The following is a 15,624-nucleotide window of genomic DNA, read 5'->3' on the forward strand; positions in this document are numbered from 1 at the left end:
AAAAAAACGGCGCCACTCAATGAGTGACGCCGTTTTTTCGTTAAGCCGTGTTAGCGAGCCTGAATAGGTGCAGTCACGTACTTGAACAGGAAATCAGCCACCTCTTGGCGCGCCGGGCGCTGAGGTTGATTGATCATCTGCATCATCACATAGCCAAAACCGGTCAAAGAGCGGGCCAGATCCTGTGCTGACAGCACGCTGGTGATCTCCCCTGCATCCATGGCGGTTTGCAGCTCGCTGGCGATCAGCTCAAGGCAGTGATCGAGCAGCCGGGTATAGCGGGGCCATACCTCTTCCCGAACCGATGAGCTCCACTCCAGCCAGATACCGGCATAATCCGGTTGATCGTAGGCGGCATCGACAGAGAGGCGTACATGACGCTGGATCTTGTCGAAAATGGAGCCTTGGTCACCGTATGCCTGCGACAGCATCTGATTCACAAAGCGTTCGATCTCGGCCAGCACCTCATCTACCAACTCCTCGCGGGTGTTGAAATAGTTGAAGACGGTAGCCACAGAGACCTTGGCCTGTTCGGCTATCTCGGCGTGACCTGCACGGCCAATGCCGCGACGGGAGAACACCTCGATGGCACATTCCATCAATTGGGAGCGACGAGCTTCCGGCGACAGCCGGGTACGACGTCTTATTTCTGCGCGTGGTTCCATAGTTTTTATCATCTAATAGTTATTGATTATGGTGTTTATAGTATTTTAACTAATCATGCCTGAGTGCCTGCTAACTCTATCAATTAAAATAAGCCGATAAAAGCACCACGTATCTCTAGCACCCTTCAACATGAGTGGTAGAATCATCGGTTTTGATATTCATGAACGGCCAAATCCCCTTTGGCCTTATGGGAGTAAGTGATGAAACACACCGTCGAGGTGATGATCTCCGAGGCTGAAGTAGCCGCCCGGATCGCCAAATTGGGTGAAGAGATCACCGCCCGCTATCAGGGTTCTGACGAAGTCGTGATGATTGCGCTGCTGCGCGGTTCCTGCATCTTCCTGGCCGACCTCTGCCGCCAGTGCCAGCTGCCCATCACCCTGGACTTCATGACCGCCTCCAGCTACGGCTCCGGCATGCACAGCACCCGTGACGTCCGCATCCTCAAAGACCTGGACGACGACATCAAGGGCAAGGATGTGGTGATCGTGGAAGACATCATCGACACCGGTTACACCCTCAACAAGGTGCGCGAGATCCTCTCCCTGCGCGAGCCGAAATCCTTGGCCATCTGCACCCTGCTGGACAAACCCTCCCGCCGCGAAGTGCAGGTGCCGGTCGACTGGATTGGCTTCGCCATTCCGGACGAATTCGTGGTCGGCTGTGGCATCGACTACGCCCAGAAGTACCGCAACCTGCCGTTTATCGGCAAAGTGGTACCCCAGGAGTAAGCCAGGTTCAGGAATATCACGGGTGAAGCGGCCTTGCGCCCTTTACTCTGTGCAGGCGGCCTTGGCCGCCTTTTCTGTATCGAGCCGGATTCAACCATCACAGAGGTTGCAATGAACGCACTGGAAATCAGCGGCCTGAAAAAGACCTATCAGGGGGGCGTTGAAGCCCTTAAAGGCATCGATCTTACCGTCAGGCAGGGGGATTTCTTCGCCCTGCTCGGCCCGAACGGCGCGGGCAAATCCACCACCATCGGCGTCATCAGCTCGCTGGTGAACAAGAGCGCCGGCAAGGTGAAGGTATTTGGCTACGACATCGACAGCGATCTCGAACAGGCCAAGGCCCAGCTCGGGCTGGTGCCACAGGAGTTCAACTTCAGCCAGTTCGAGAAGGTGATCCAGATTGTCACCCATCAGGCCGGTTTCTACGGCGTGCCCAAGGCAGAAGCCAAGATCCGCGCCGAGAAGTACCTGCGCCAGCTCGATCTGTGGGAGAAGCGCGACATGCCTGCCCGCACCCTCTCCGGCGGCATGAAGCGCCGTCTGATGATCGCCCGCGCCCTGATGCACGAGCCCAAACTGCTGATCCTCGATGAACCGACCGCCGGGGTCGATATCGAGATCCGCCGCTCCATGTGGACCTTCCTCAAGGATCTCAACGAGCAGGGCGTCACCATCATCCTCACCACCCACTATCTGGAAGAGGCCGAGATGCTCTGCCGCAACATCGGCATCATCGACAAGGGTCGGCTGATCGAGAACACCAGCATGAAGAATCTGCTGGGCAAGCTGGGTCGCGAGACCTTCCTGCTCGACCTTGCGCCAGGTTCTGCCGTACCCGAGGTGCCAGAGTTCAACGGCCGCATGCCGGATGAGCGCACTCTTGAGGTGGATCTCGACAAGAGCCAGTCACTCAACAGCCTGTTCGAGCAGCTGTCGAACCAGCAGGTGCAGGTCGTGAGCATGCGCAACAAGGCCAACCGGCTGGAAGAGCTGTTCGTCAATCTGGTCGAAGAGGGGAGAAAAGCATGAATCTGGCCATCTATTACATCGCCTTCAAGAGCATTCTGGCAAAGGAGGTGAGCCGCTTTACCCGCATCTGGATCCAGACCCTGGTGCCACCGGCCATCACCATGAGCCTCTACTTCGTCATCTTCGGCAACCTGATCGGTTCGCGCATCGGTGACATGGGCGGTTTCACTTACATGGAGTTCATCGTGCCCGGCCTCATCATGATGTCGGTGATCACCAACTCCTACTCCAACGTTGCCTCCTCCTTCTTCAGCGCCAAGTTCCAGCGCAATATCGAGGAGATGCTGGTGGCACCGGTGCCCAACTACGTCATCATCGCCGGTTACGTGGGCGGTGGCGTGGCGCGCGGCCTCTGCGTCGGCCTTATCGTCACCCTGGTGTCGCTCTTCTTCGTGCCGCTGCAGATCCACCATCTGTTCAGCGTCTGCGTGACCGTGCTGCTGACCGCCATCCTCTTCTCGCTGGGTGGCCTTATCAACGCGGTGTTTGCCAAGACCTTCGACGACATCAGCATCATCCCCACCTTCGTGCTGACGCCGCTCACCTATCTGGGCGGGGTGTTCTACTCCATCAGCCTGCTGCCCCCCTTCTGGCAGGGCGTCTCCCAGGTGAACCCCATCATCTACATGGTGAACGCGTTCCGTTACGGCTTCCTCGGCATCTCCGACGTGCCGCTCGGCACCGCCTACCTCATCATCATCGGCTTTATCGTGGCCCTCTACGGTATCGCCTGGTGGCTTATCTCCCGCGGCACCGGGCTGCGTCACTGATGACCAGAACGGGCACCTCGCGGTGCCCGTTGTTTATTCTCATCCTCCTATCTTCATCACACATCAGATAACCTCCCTGTTATTAAGGCTTTATCCGGCACCTTGTGATCCACCGCAATTTTCGGATTACCCCCAAAGGTATAATTCCCGCGGTTGGAAGAGCCGTGATGGACGGCCTCTTCCTCTCTCTCATTTCCCAGCAGGACAGGATCGCTTATGTCACTGATCACCGAGTTGCCAGCCATTTTCGAGAGTTTTTCAGATGCCCGTCGTCAGGGCTTTCTGGCTGTGATGGCACTCAAGGAGCGACAGATCCCCCTGGTTGGTACCTACTGCACCTTCATGCCGCAGGAGGTGGCGATGGCCGCCGGTGCCGTGGTGGTATCGCTCTGCTCTACCAGCGATGAGACCATCGAGGAGGCCGAGAAAGATCTGCCCCGCAACCTCTGCCCGCTGATCAAGAGCAGCTACGGGTTCGGCAAGACCGACAAATGCCCCTACTTCTACTTCTCCGATCTGGTGGTGGGTGAGACCACCTGCGACGGCAAAAAGAAGATGTACGAGTACATGGCCGAGTTCAAACCGGTGCACGTGATGCAGTTGCCCAACCGCGCCGATGACGAGGCCTCCCGCACCCTGTGGCGCAGCGAGATCGTCCGCTTCAAGGAGCTACTGGAACAGCAGTTTGGCCAGCCCATCAGCGAGCAGGCGCTGCGAGAGGCCATCGTGCTGAAAAACCGCGAACGCCGCGCACTGGCCGACTTCTACCGGCTGGGCCAGCTCAATCCCCCGGCACTGAGCGGCACCGACCTGCTCAAGGTGGTCTATGGCGCCACCTTCCGCTTCGACAAGGAGCAGCTCATCAGCGAGCTGCAAGAGATGACCCGCCGCATCAAGGCCGAGTATGCCGAGGGCAAGCGGCTCGATGCCCGTCCGCGCATCCTCATCACCGGCTGCCCCATCGGCGGCGCCGCCGACAAGGTGGTGCGCCTTATCGAGGAGCACGGCGGCTGGGTGGTAGGTTACGAGAACTGCACCGGCGCCAAGGCGACCGAGCAGTGCGTCAGCGAAGAGGGTGACCCGTTCGATGCGTTGACCGACAAGTATCTGGCCATCGGCTGCTCCTGCATCTCCCCCAACCACCAGCGCATGGCGTTGCTGAGCCAGATGGTGGAGGAGTATCAGGCGGACGGGGTGATCGATGTGATCCTGCAGGCCTGTCACACCTATGCGGTGGAGTCACTGGCCATCAAGCGCCACGTACGAGAACGCCACGGTATCCCCTACATGGCGGTCGAGACCGACTACTCCAGCGCCGACAAGGGACAACTGGCCACCCGGCTGGCCGCCTTTATCGAAATGCTGTAAGGAGGCGCCGTGTCACTCTCCATCGGGATTGACTCGGGCTCCACCGCGACCAAAGGGATCCTGTTCGACAACCGGGATGGCGGACGCATCGTCCGCCGTTATCTGGTGCCGACCCCCTTTCGTCCGCTGGCTGCCATCGAGCAAGGCTGGGAGGAGCTCTCGGCCGATTTGCCAGAGCGCCCCCACCTGACCCTGACCGGCTATGGCCGGGATCTGGCGTCGTTCGCCGATCGCCGGGTTACCGAGATCTCCTGCCACGGGCTGGGGGCTCGCCTGCTCTGCCCATCGGTACACACCGTCATCGACATCGGCGGACAGGACAGCAAGGTGATCCAGCTCGATGGCGAGGGCAACCTCACCGACTTTCTGATGAACGACAAGTGCGCCGCCGGCTCCGGTCGTTTTCTCGAGGTGATCACCCGTACTCTGGGGGCTCGGGTCGAGCAGCTCGACGAACTGTTGGAGGGCGCAGAGCCCCACGACATCAGCAGCATGTGTACCGTGTTTGCCGAGTCGGAGGCAATCAGCCTGCGCTCGGCGGGCATTCCGGCCGAGTCGATCCTCGCCGGTATCGTTCGCTCCATGGCCCGGCGCAGTGCCAACTTCATCGGCCGCCTCGGCGCCAGACCAACCGTGCTCTTTACCGGCGGTGTCAGCCACTGCGCCACCTTCCGCCACTATCTGGCCGATGGGCTGGGCTGCGAAGTCGCCACCCATCCGGATGCCCAGTTTGCCGGTGCGCTGGGGGCAGCCCTGTTCGGCGCTCGCGCCAGCACGGGAGGTACATCATGAAGCAGGAGTTCCTCTACCTGTTCCACTCCACCCTCGGCACGATCAGGCTGCGCAAGCGGCTGGAGCAGCACGGCCAGTCGTTTCGGGTCTGCGATGTGCCGCGCCTGCTCAGCGCCGGCTGTGGCCTCGCCATTCGCCTCCACTGCCCGCCAGACGAGTGGCAACAGTGGTGTCAGAACGGTGAAACCGCCGCCGTCTTTCGCTGCGAAGCGGACGGCGACTATCACGAGCTGGCCCGCTATCCGGCCGATAGCCCGGACATGGCGAAGCAAACTCCAGTGGTTGGCAGTCGGAGTCATGGATGATAAAGAGCTATCCCATGGCTGTTTATCTGCGCATGCTGGCCAATCTGGCACTCGGGGGATTTTTCCTCGCCTCCGCCGGGTTCAAGCTGATATCCCCCGCCCTGTTCATCGAACAGATCGCGGCCTTCGGGCTGATCTGGCCGTCACTGATCCCACCGGTGGCCTGGGGGCTGATCGCGCTGGAGCTCTGCGCAGGGCTTGCAGTCATAGCCAACCGGCGCTGGGGATTGTGGCTGGTGATCGGGCTGCTCGCCCTGTTTATTCCGGTGTTGGGCTATGGCGTTGCCATCGGGCTCGACATCTCTTGCGGCTGTCTGGGCAGGGCTGATCTCAGCTCGTTGCCGGAGGCCATTGTGCGGGATCTGCTGCTACTGACGCTTGCGGGCGCCCTGCTGCGAACTTCCCGCCCCATTTTTCCCGTTCTAAAGGAGTAGTGACATGATGACATTGCGATCCCGCACCCTGCTGGCCTCGCTGATCGCCGCCAGCTTTGCCCTCGGTGGCTGTGGCGACAACCAGTTCGAGCAGGAGGTGAAGCTGGAGCAGTCGGCGGTGCAGCTGGCGCAAGAGACGCAGCAGGGGGGCTATCAGCTGCTGACCGTGGCCGAGCTGAAGACCCGGATGGACAAGGGCGAGGAGCTGGTGATCATCGACACCATGCCCTATGAGGACTCCTACAAGAAAGAGCACATCCCGAGCGCCAAGAACTTTGTCTTCGTGAAGGAGGCCAAGGCCGGTGACAACTGGAGCGAGATTGTCGAGGGGAACGGCACGGCGGAGCAGTTCCAGGCGCTACTGGGTGAAGACAAGTCCCGTCCTGTGGTGATCTACTGTGGCTTCGTCAAGTGCGGCCGCAGCCACAATGCCGCCGCCTGGGCGGTAACTCAGGGCTATCAGCAGGTCTATCGGGTGCCGGGCGGCATATTCGCCTGGAAAGGAGCCGGTTACCCCGTCTCTGCCGAGTAATCGCGTCTGCCCACAAGGCAACACAGCCGATATGAAAGAAGCCCGCAACTGCGGGCTTCTTTCATATTACGTGGCACTCAGGGTTAGCTGACGGCCTGCTCCAGTGGCTGCGGCTGCTCCGCTTGGGCCAGCTGCTGCTTGCCCAGCAACCGTTTGGTGATCATGGCCGCCATGATGGAGCCGTTGACGTTGAGAGCGGTGCGGCCCATATCCACCAGCGGCTCGATGGCGATCATCACCCCCACCAACGCGATGGGGAAGTTGAGGGTGGAGAGCACGATCAGCGCGGCGAACGTCCCACCACCGCCAACGCCAGCCACCCCGATGGAGCCCAGTGCAATCACTGGCAGCAGAGTCAGCAGAAACAGGGGATCAAAGGGGTTGATGCCGAGCATGGGGGCGATCATCGCCACCATCATGGCCGGATAGATGCCAGCACAGCCGTTCTGGCCGAGGTTGGCACCGAACGAGGCGGCAAAGTTGGCGATGCTGGAGGGCACCCCAAGGCGCTGCTGGGTCTCGATGCTGAGCGGAATGGAGGCGGCGCTGCTGCGGGAGATAAAGGCGAAGGTGAGCACGCCCCACACTTCCCGAAGATAGTGCAGCGGGTTCTGGCCGATCAGCAACAGGATCACCATGTGCACCGCAAACATCGCCAGAATGGCGACGTAGCAGACCAGGATAAAGCCGAGCAGGCTGAGGATCTCGCTCAGGGGATAGTGGGCCACCACCCGGGCGATCAGCGCCATCACGCCATAAGGGGTGAGGGCAATCACCACCCGCACCATCTTCATCACCCACAGTTGCAGGGTATCGATGGCGACGGCGGCGCGAGCCCCCGCCTCCGGGTGCTCCGCCTTCATCTGGAGCAGAGCAACCCCGGCCAGCACGGTAAAGATCACTACGCCGATCACCGAGAGGCCGCGGCTACCCGCCATATCGGCGGCAAAGTTGGTGGGCACCAGCGAGAGTAGCAGGGCAGGCAGAGTCTGGGCACTGTCGATGGTGCTCATACTCTGTTGCAGGGCTGCCGTATCGCTGCCGTGACTCAACAACCCGGCTGCGGTGAGACCGCTCAGGTGGGTGATGGTCATCCCCACCACACCGGCGATCATCACCAGGGTCAGCATGGAGCCGATCAACACAGCGCTGATCTTGCCGAGGGACTGGGCCTGCTCCAGCTTGTTGATGGCGGAGAGGATGGAGGTGAACACCAGCGGCATCATCACCACCTTGAGCAGGCTGACATAGCCGCCGCCGATGATATTGACCCACTCCAGGGTCTGTTGCACGCCGGCATCATCGGCGCCCCAACCCAGTTGCAGCGCCAGTCCGAACAGGGCACCAAGCAACAGACCGGCGAACACCTTGCGCGAGAGCGGCACAGTAGAGGGAATCCGGGTCAGGGCAAAACAGAGCAGACAGAAGAGCAACGAAGCAAACAAGGTAAACATAAATAAACACCTGTAGCGGCCATCAGGGCCGATTGTGGACAGCGAAAACAGAGGGTGCGAGCGGGGTCGCGGGGGAGAACGCCGGAGTGCAGGCGTGAAAAAGCAGCGGACGCCCGAGGGGGCGTCCGCTGGCAATCGGGGGTATTACTTCTTTACGGGGGCGTCGTACTGTTCAGGTTCGTCGCTATAGACGCAGACATTCCACTTCGCGGCCAAACCATCTTCCGCCAGACAGTAACGCTCGAAGAAAGCCTTGATCTCCGCGCGCTGGCAGTGGGCTTCGAAAGCCGCCATATCTTGCCAAATCTCGTTGAACACGATGGGGAAGCTCTCCCCCTCGGCAAACGGGCTCGCGATGTGGCGGGTCACCCGATATTGCAGGCAGCCATCCTCACGCAGGGTGTTGGGCTCGAGCGCCTGCAGCACCTGAAACAGGGCCTGCTCCTGACCGGGTTTAGGCAGGAATTGGGCAATGCAGTAAACCTTCTTGGACATGGAGTCCTCCTGGTTGTGGCGGGCTCAGGCTTGCTGCAGCGTGACCACTTGATTGTCGATAAGGCGGGCCTTGCCAAGATAAGCGGCCATCAGGATCACCAGCTGCGCGCTCTCGTCTGTGGCGGATTCGAGGGTGGCGGCATCGACGATGTCGATGGCATCGGTACGAAAACCGGCGTTGTCGAGACGCTGGCTGGCCTGCGCCACCAGCGACGGCAGGTGGTGATCACCCGCTTCAATCTGCTCGGCGATCCAGTTCATGGTGCGCGCCAGCTCGGGTGCAATGGCCCGCTCGGCGGCAGTCAGGTAGCCGTTGCGGGAAGAAAGTGCCAGCCCGTCTTCGGCCCGCACGGTGGGCACGCCAACGATCTCGATGGGCATCGCCATGTCGGCCACCATCTTGCGAATGAGCGCCAACTGTTGGTAATCCTTCTGGCCAAAGCAGGCCACATCCGGCTGCACCAGATTGAACAGCTTGGTGACGACTGTGCTGACACCACGGAAGTGACCCGGGCGCAGCGCCCCCTCCAGCAGATTGGAGAGGCCCGGCACCTCGACGAAGGTCTGGCTGGCCAGCCCCTGCGGATACATGATCTCCGGGGTCGGGGTGAATACCATGTCGACGCCGGCCGCTTCCAGCGCAGCGCAATCCTGCTCCAGAGTTCGCGGGTAGTTGGCAAGATCCTCGGCCTTGTCGAACTGCATCGGGTTGACGAAGATGCTGACCACCACCTTCTCGGCGTGGCTGTGCGCCTCTTTCACCAGCGTCAGGTGGCCCTGATGCAGGTTGCCCATGGTGGGCACGAATGCGATGGCACGCCCTTCACGGCGCCATTGGCTGATCTGCTCACGCAGAACGACGGGATTATTTACGACCAACATCAGCAGTTCACCTTCCGATAAATCAAAAAGAGAGACGGGTTGCATCTACCGGTAGCGCTCGGGCGGGATGGGGCACGAACATGGCTATCAGCAGTTCACCTTTAGATGAATCAATAAGATACGGATTAGCTATACGGATTAACTGTGCGAGGCTGACAAGCAGAAACGGGGGCCGCAGCCCCCATCATGCAACCGCCGGGATCAGTTGAAGCAGTGCTCCGGGCCGGGGAAGCTCCCCTCGCTCACCTGCTGCACATAGAGGCGGATGGCGGCACGCACATCGCCGGTCTCGGCCAGGAAGTTCTTGGTGAACTTGGGCACATAGCCGGAGGTGACGCCAAAGGCATCGTGCATCACCAAAATCTGACCGTCGGTCGCGGGGCCGGCACCAATACCGATCACCGGGATGCGAAGCGCCTTGGTGATGCGCTCGGCCAGCGCAGTGGGCACACACTCGAGCACCAGCAGCTGGATACCGGCCGCTTGCAGTTCGAGGGCCTGACGGTAGATCTCCTGCGCCTGAAACTCGTCACGCCCCTGCACCTTGAAGCCGCCAAAGACATGAACGGATTGCGGAGTGAGGCCGAGGTGACCGCACACCGGCACCCCGTTGCGGGTGAGGTGGCGGATGGAGTCACACAGCCAGTCGCCCCCTTCCATCTTCACCATGCGGGCACCGGCCGCCATCAGGCGGGCAGCGTTCTGGTAAGTCTGCTCGGGGGTGGCGTAGCTCATGAACGGCATGTCGGCGACCACCAGTGCCTTGCTGGCACCGCGCGCCACACAGCGGGTGTGATAGACCATCTCATCCATGTTGACCGCCAGGGTATCCTGACCCCCTTGCAGCACCATGCCCAGCGAATCGCCGATGAGCAGCACGTGGGCACCCTCGTCGTCGAACAGCTTGGCAAAGGTGGCGTCATAGGCGGTGATGGCGGTGAACTTTTGACCTTCCTGCTTCATCTTCAGCAGGCTGGCGGTGGTGATCTTGCTCATAGAGGCTCCTGTACGTCTGCACGCGGGGCAATGATGGCCAAATCATTGTGCGGGCAGCGGGCAACCAGTCGGGCGAGCGGGGTGCCGCAGGGCAGCACCAGAGCAGGCGCAATTTCGGCAAGGGGCAGCAGCACGAACTCCCGCTCCTTCATGCCGTAGTGGGGTACGATCAGGCGCTCATGGTTGATCACCTGATCCCCATAGAGCAGCAGATCGAGATCCAGAGTTCTCGGCCCCCACCGCTCATCTTTGCGCACACGTCCCTGTTCCAGCTCGATTTTTTGTAATTGATCCAGCAGCGCAAGGGGCGCGAGCCGGGTATTGAGCCGGGCCACGGCATTGACGTAGTCCGGTTGGTCAGCAGGCCCCATGGGGCGGCTGCTGTAAAACGACGAGGCCTCCACCAGCACAGATTCCGGCAACCTTGCCAACGCAGCAACGGCGCGACGAGCCTGACCCAGCGGGTCAGACAGGTTGGAACCAATGGCGATGAAGACCTCGGTCATCACGTCTGTTGTCACTCGGCCACTTTCGGTTTGCGGCGACGGGGGCGACGACGGTTGCGGCTGTTGCTGCTGCGCTTCTCGCCATCGTGGCTACGGACCTCGCCGCGCTCACCGCTGGCCGGGCGACGGGTCGCTTCACGCTGCAGTTGCGGGCGCACATCCGGATTGGAGGCAACATAGCGCTCCCACCAGCTGGCCAGCTCGCCGAGACCGCGCTCGACCCGGTTGCGCAGCAACAGGAAGTCGAACGCCGCGCGGAACTTGGGATGCTCCATGGCGCGCTCAGGGTGCTTGCCCTGACGACGGGTTAACCGCTGTTGCAGTGCCCAGATGTCGCGGACATCTGTGGTGAAACGGCGTGGAACGGCGATGATCCGCACCTGATTGTCCAGTACCTCGTTGATCGCCAGCATGAAGGCGTCATACCAGGGCAGGCCGCTCTCGTTCTCCAGCACCCGACCACGGGCCTCGACGCAGCCCCACAGCAGGGTGGCGTAGAGGAAGGCGGGGGTGACGCGCTTGTCTTCACGAACCCGGGTGTCGGTATCGATCAGTGCCTGCTCGATAAACTGTTCGTAGGGCGAGTTGCCGTGCGGGGTAAACAACGCCGCTACTTGCGGGAAGAGCTGTTGGAACAGGCCATACTCACGCAGCAGCTTGTAGGTCGCCAGACCGTCGCCAGCCAGGAACAGCTTGAGGGTCTCCTCAAACAGGCGGGCAGCCGGGATGTCTTGCAACAGTGGCGCCAGCTCCTTGATGGGGGCGGCGGTACGCGGGCTGATGGTCATATCCAGCTTGGCGGCGAAGCGCACGGCGCGCAGCATCCGCACCGGATCTTCACGATAACGGGTCTCGGGATCGCCGATCAGCTCAAGCTTGCGCTCGGCCAGATCTTCCAGACCCCCTTCGAAATCGTGCAGGGTGAAATCTTTGGCGCTGTAGTAGAGGGCGTTGACGGTAAAGTCGCGGCGCTCGGCATCCTCTTCGATGGTGCCGTAGACGTTGTCGCGCAGCAGCATCCCTTCATCAGACTGGGCCGACACATGTTTGCTGGTATTGACCTGATGGTGGTGACCCCGGAAGGTGGCCACTTCGATCACGTCACGACCAAAGACAATGTGGGCCAGGCGGAAACGACGGCCAATCAGGCGGCAGTTGCTGAACAGCGCCTTGATCTGCTCCGGCGTCGCATCGGTTGCGATGTCGAAATCCTTGGGCGTCTTCCCGAGCAGCAGATCCCGGACTCCGCCGCCGACCAGGTAGGCCTCATAGCCCCCTTTGTTCAGGCGATAGAGCACCTTGAGTGCATTCTCGCTGATCTCTTTGCGCGAAATAGGGTGCTGATCACGGCTTAAGGTACGACGTTGACCGGCGACACGGGCTGGAATGGGGGATTCCACCGACTGCTCGCCGTCTTCCTTGCCGAGCACCTTGCGGCAAAAGTTTGCGATCTGGGAAAAAATGGTACACCTCTTCATGACTTCTAAATTGACGGGAGGCCAAAAAATAGCGGCCTATCATAGCTCACGCCTAACCAAATGAAAAACCGTGCTGACAATTGATCCCGCATGAAACCGTCTGCCAGCGAAAATAGCGGTCTATCTGCACATAGCTCACGCACTGTTACACGAAAATCGGCTCTTTTTACTCAAGGTCCAGCGGGATTTTCTCGCTGGCGGGCACCCGTTCTAGCTGCCAGTTGGCGATGCCCCACCCGATGATCTCGTCGATCCGGCTTGCCATCAGCTCGGGCGGCGGGCACTGGCCGAGGAAGTGCAGCGCCTGCCACAGGGCCGGTCGCACCTCATCGAGCGCCAGGGCCGGCGCATGGTTCTGCTTGGAGAGCTTGTTGCCATCTGCCAGCACCGCCAGCGGCAGATGCACCCAGTCGGGCACCGGCGCCCCCAGGGTCTGGTAGAGGGCAATCTGGCGCACCGTGGGCTCCAGCAGATCGGCACCGCGCACTATCTCGGTGATGCCGCTGTCCATATCATCCACCACCACCGCCAGGTTGTAGGCGTAGAGCCCGTCGCGGCGACGGATAATGAAATCCTCCTCGGCGAGCGCCGCCGGTACCGCGATATGGCCCTGCAAGCGATCGTCGAAGTGGTAGACCGGATGGTGCTGGCGCAGCCGGGCGGCGCAACCTTCGGCCGCAAGCCCCAGCGTGCGGCAGTGGCCGCTGTAGAGACCGCCCGCGGCCATGATTTCGCGCCGGGTGCAACGGCACCAGTAGAGGTCCCCCGCCCGATAGAGCTGGTCGATGATCTCGTCATAACGGCCGTGGCGCGCGCTCTGGAACATCACCTCCCCATCCCACTCGAGGCCATATGCCTCAAGGGTCTTGAGGATCAGGGCCGCAGCCCCTGCCATCTCCCGCGGCGGATCGATATCTTCGATGCGTACCAACCAACGTCCCTGCTGCGCTCTGGCCTGCAAAAAGCTGCCGAGGGCGGCGATCAGCGAACCGAAATGAAGCGGGCCTGAGGGTGAGGGAGCAAAGCGGCCGACATAGGGGCGCGCAAGGGGTGAGGACGGGGGATTCACTGGCATGACTGTTCGGGTAAGCGATTCATTGAGGCTGCATTCTGGGGCGCGACCGCCAAAAGCTCAATAAAAAAGGGAGCCCGCGAGCTCCCTTTTTTATATACCAGAGGGTCGGGATCAACCGGCCATCTGTTTTTCCTTGATCTCGGCCAGCGTCTTGCAATCGACACAGAGGTCGGCAGTCGGACGGGCTTCCAGACGACGGATACCGATCTCGATACCGCAGTGTTCGCAGTAACCGAAATCATCGTCTTCAAGCAGCTGCAAGGTCTTCTCGATCTTCTTGATCAGCTTGCGTTCACGGTCGCGGGTACGCAGTTCAAGAGCGAACTCTTCTTCTTGCGCGGCACGATCCACGGGATCCGGGAAGTTGGCTGCCTCGTCTTTCATATGGTCGACGGTACGATCAACTTCCTGCATCAGTTGGTTGCGCCAGGCACCCAGGATCTTGCGAAAATGCGCCTTTTGTTGGTCATTCATGTACTCCTCACCCGGCTTTTCCTGGTAAGGCGCGACACCCGCAATGGCCAGGGGGCCCAGAGATTTCCTGTTTTCGCCTGTTGGCATGCCCTGTCTCCTAATTCAGCACGCTACCCGTGCCATCCATAAATTGAGGGCGACATCTATAGCAGAAGGGTAACGGGTAAGCAAACGAGCCGTACCAATAATGTTACCCACTCCAATATTTATGCACTCCCCTCGGGTAACAGGTGACCAGATTCAAACGGGATAAACCCTTGAGCCACCATGCCTTGCACCCCAACATGGGGCCGATAGCATAAAATTTCAACCCCCGCCGCGATTGCCTGCTCAATTAGCAGACTATAGTGCGGATCTATATGGGTTGCAGGGCGCATCCGGCTTATTCCGGAGTGCAACACCATAAAGAGCAGCACGGCCCTGTGGCCTGCCGCTTTCATCGCCATCAACTCGCGTAAATGCTTGGCACCACGGGCGGTGACCGCATCGGGGAAGTAGCCCATACCAGCCTCCTCCCGCTCGTCGAGCAGGGTGACCGATTTTACCTCGATGTAACAATTGCCCTTCTCGTCATCTTCCAGCAACAGATCGATGCGACTGTTCTCTTCGCCATACTTCACCTCGGTGCGCAACCGGCTGTACCCCGCCAGCGGAGCGATAGCCTCCTGCTCGATCAACTCCCGGGCGATCTGGTTGGCGCGCGCCGTGTTGACGCAGATAAAGTGGCCCGCCGGGCTCTCTGCGATCTCCCAGCTGTTGGGCAACTTGCGCTTGGGGTTATCGGAAGTGGAGTACCAGACCCGGGTGCCCGGATCGGCACAACCGGTCATGGCACCGGTGTTGGCGCAGTGGATAGTGATGACCTCGCCGTTATCGAGTTGCACATCGGTCAGAAAGCGCTTGTAGCGGGCCACCAGCTGGCCCGATTGCAGGGGGGGATCAAAGATCACGGGTTAGCCCTCCGCGCGTCTTCTTTTACCCGGGCACGCAGCGGCCAGCAGGCAAGCGGCTCGTAGCGCACCCCGTCCGGAGCCGAGACGGATTGATAGAGGCAGAACTCATCGGCTTGCAGCAGAAAATTTGGGGCTGGCAGGATGGCTGGCGCCTCGCCCGCCTTGCGCGACAGGGTGACATGGGGGCGATAACCCTGCTCGCCATTGCCAAGGCGCAACTTCTCACCGTGGCGACGCAGCGCCTTTGCCAGCACGTTCAGCTCGTTGGGCCACTCCTTCGGGCCAATCCAGGCAGCCTTGGCCCTGCTGAACCAGCCGGTCTCATCCAGCCTGATGGTGAGCGGCGGACAGTGCTGACGCTCCACGGCGGCGATCAGGCGGCGGGTGGTCAACTCATCCGCCTCCCCCAGAAAGGCGAGGGTCAGGTGGAGGTTGGCTTGCGGCACCGGCTGACCGGGCCAGGGCTGCTGATCGCGCCAGGCGATGAGCTCGGGAGCGAGCTCCTTGACGGGCAGGGCAAAGAAGAGTTTGGCCATGTGGTGATAATGCCTTTTTCACGCTCATTGGATGGGCCCATTCTATGGCAGCTATCCGGCCATGTCTCGCCAGCCTCCCGCCCGAGTGGCCATATCCGCACATCCACTCACGGTGGCGCGGGTGGCTGTGGCAGAATAGGCGCCGTTT

The 15,624-nt window shown here is 60.8% G+C and carries 19 protein-coding genes; 8 read left to right on the plus strand and 11 right to left on the minus strand.

Annotation, left to right across the window (positions count from 1 at the left end):
- Positions 1–50: 50 nt before the first annotated feature.
- Entirely contained in the window at positions 51–665 is a 615-nt protein-coding gene (locus VF684_RS16860; RefSeq protein ID WP_064341712.1) for a TetR/AcrR family transcriptional regulator, read from the minus strand.
- Positions 666–866: 201 nt separating this feature from the next.
- On the opposite strand from VF684_RS16860, the gene hpt reads away from it, so the two are divergent.
- From hpt to VF684_RS16900, 8 genes are all read left to right on the plus strand, one after another.
- On the plus strand, positions 867–1,397 hold the full coding sequence (gene hpt / locus VF684_RS16865) for a hypoxanthine phosphoribosyltransferase (protein WP_005335618.1): 531 nt from the start codon (positions 867–869) through the stop codon (positions 1,395–1,397).
- A gap of 111 nt (positions 1,398–1,508) precedes the next feature.
- Entirely contained in the window at positions 1,509–2,426 is a 918-nt protein-coding gene (locus VF684_RS16870; protein WP_005354634.1) for an ABC transporter ATP-binding protein, read from the plus strand.
- Positions 2,423–3,196 (plus strand): ABC transporter permease, encoded by a 774-nt coding sequence (locus VF684_RS16875; protein WP_005362866.1) that lies wholly within the window; start codon positions 2,423–2,425, stop codon positions 3,194–3,196. Before VF684_RS16870 ends, VF684_RS16875 begins: the two co-directional genes overlap by 4 nt.
- Positions 3,197–3,412: 216 nt before the next feature.
- A complete protein-coding gene (locus VF684_RS16880; protein ID WP_139440703.1) occupies positions 3,413–4,564 on the plus strand; it encodes a double-cubane-cluster-containing anaerobic reductase in 1,152 nt (383 codons plus the stop codon).
- 9 nt (positions 4,565–4,573) lie between these two features.
- A complete protein-coding gene (locus tag VF684_RS16885) occupies positions 4,574–5,356 on the plus strand; it encodes an acyl-CoA dehydratase activase (RefSeq protein WP_440174338.1) in 783 nt (260 codons plus the stop codon).
- On the plus strand, positions 5,353–5,661 hold the full coding sequence (locus VF684_RS16890) for a DUF3343 domain-containing protein (RefSeq protein ID WP_139440705.1): 309 nt from the start codon (positions 5,353–5,355) through the stop codon (positions 5,659–5,661). Before VF684_RS16885 ends, VF684_RS16890 begins: the two co-directional genes overlap by 4 nt.
- A 14-nt stretch (positions 5,662–5,675) precedes the next feature.
- Positions 5,676–6,095, plus strand: a complete 420-nt coding sequence (locus VF684_RS16895) for a MauE/DoxX family redox-associated membrane protein (protein ID WP_162850466.1) — start codon at positions 5,676–5,678, stop codon at positions 6,093–6,095.
- A gap of 4 nt (positions 6,096–6,099) precedes the next feature.
- Positions 6,100–6,627 carry a rhodanese-like domain-containing protein gene (locus VF684_RS16900; protein WP_139440707.1) on the plus strand — a complete coding sequence of 176 codons (528 nt, stop codon included), beginning with the start codon at positions 6,100–6,102 and terminating at the stop codon, positions 6,625–6,627.
- Between the two features lie 83 nt (positions 6,628–6,710).
- On the opposite strand, the gene VF684_RS16905 is transcribed toward VF684_RS16900, so the two are convergent.
- The 10 genes from VF684_RS16905 to thpR all read right to left on the minus strand — a co-directional run bounded on the left by VF684_RS16905 (position 6,711) and on the right by thpR (position 15,476).
- A complete protein-coding gene (locus VF684_RS16905) occupies positions 6,711–8,081 on the minus strand; it encodes a cation:dicarboxylate symporter family transporter (RefSeq protein ID WP_139440708.1) in 1,371 nt (456 codons plus the stop codon).
- A 144-nt stretch (positions 8,082–8,225) separates the two neighbouring features.
- Positions 8,226–8,576: a putative quinol monooxygenase gene (locus VF684_RS16910; RefSeq protein WP_005354654.1), complete on the minus strand. Its 351-nt coding sequence runs from the start codon at positions 8,574–8,576 to the stop codon at positions 8,226–8,228.
- Positions 8,577–8,600: 24 nt separating this feature from the next.
- A complete protein-coding gene (panC, locus tag VF684_RS16915) occupies positions 8,601–9,458 on the minus strand; it encodes a pantoate--beta-alanine ligase (RefSeq protein ID WP_005335639.1) in 858 nt (285 codons plus the stop codon).
- Between the two features lie 201 nt (positions 9,459–9,659).
- Complete coding sequence (panB, locus tag VF684_RS16920) at positions 9,660–10,454, minus strand: 3-methyl-2-oxobutanoate hydroxymethyltransferase (protein ID WP_005335640.1); 795 nt, start codon at positions 10,452–10,454, stop codon at positions 9,660–9,662.
- Positions 10,451–10,960, minus strand: a complete 510-nt coding sequence (gene folK, locus VF684_RS16925; protein WP_005354659.1) for a 2-amino-4-hydroxy-6-hydroxymethyldihydropteridine diphosphokinase — start codon at positions 10,958–10,960, stop codon at positions 10,451–10,453. Before folK ends, panB begins: the two co-directional genes overlap by 4 nt.
- 11 nt (positions 10,961–10,971) lie before the next feature.
- Positions 10,972–12,438: a polynucleotide adenylyltransferase PcnB gene (pcnB, locus tag VF684_RS16930; RefSeq protein ID WP_139440709.1), complete on the minus strand. Its 1,467-nt coding sequence runs from the start codon at positions 12,436–12,438 to the stop codon at positions 10,972–10,974.
- Between the two features lie 166 nt (positions 12,439–12,604).
- Complete coding sequence (gluQRS, locus tag VF684_RS16935; protein WP_139440710.1) at positions 12,605–13,513, minus strand: tRNA glutamyl-Q(34) synthetase GluQRS; 909 nt, start codon at positions 13,511–13,513, stop codon at positions 12,605–12,607.
- Positions 13,514–13,624: 111 nt separating this feature from the next.
- Positions 13,625–14,074 (minus strand): RNA polymerase-binding protein DksA, encoded by a 450-nt coding sequence (gene dksA / locus VF684_RS16940; protein WP_005335644.1) that lies wholly within the window; start codon positions 14,072–14,074, stop codon positions 13,625–13,627.
- A gap of 119 nt (positions 14,075–14,193) precedes the next feature.
- Complete coding sequence (sfsA, locus tag VF684_RS16945; RefSeq protein ID WP_019444756.1) at positions 14,194–14,937, minus strand: DNA/RNA nuclease SfsA; 744 nt, start codon at positions 14,935–14,937, stop codon at positions 14,194–14,196.
- Positions 14,934–15,476 (minus strand): RNA 2',3'-cyclic phosphodiesterase, encoded by a 543-nt coding sequence (gene thpR, locus VF684_RS16950; RefSeq protein WP_139440711.1) that lies wholly within the window; start codon positions 15,474–15,476, stop codon positions 14,934–14,936. Before thpR ends, sfsA begins: the two co-directional genes overlap by 4 nt.
- Between the last annotated feature and the right edge of the window lie 148 nt (positions 15,477–15,624).

This window comes from Aeromonas sp. Lyrl_2, from assembly GCF_051948815.1.
Classification (GTDB): domain Bacteria; phylum Pseudomonadota; class Gammaproteobacteria; order Enterobacterales; family Aeromonadaceae; genus Aeromonas; species Aeromonas veronii.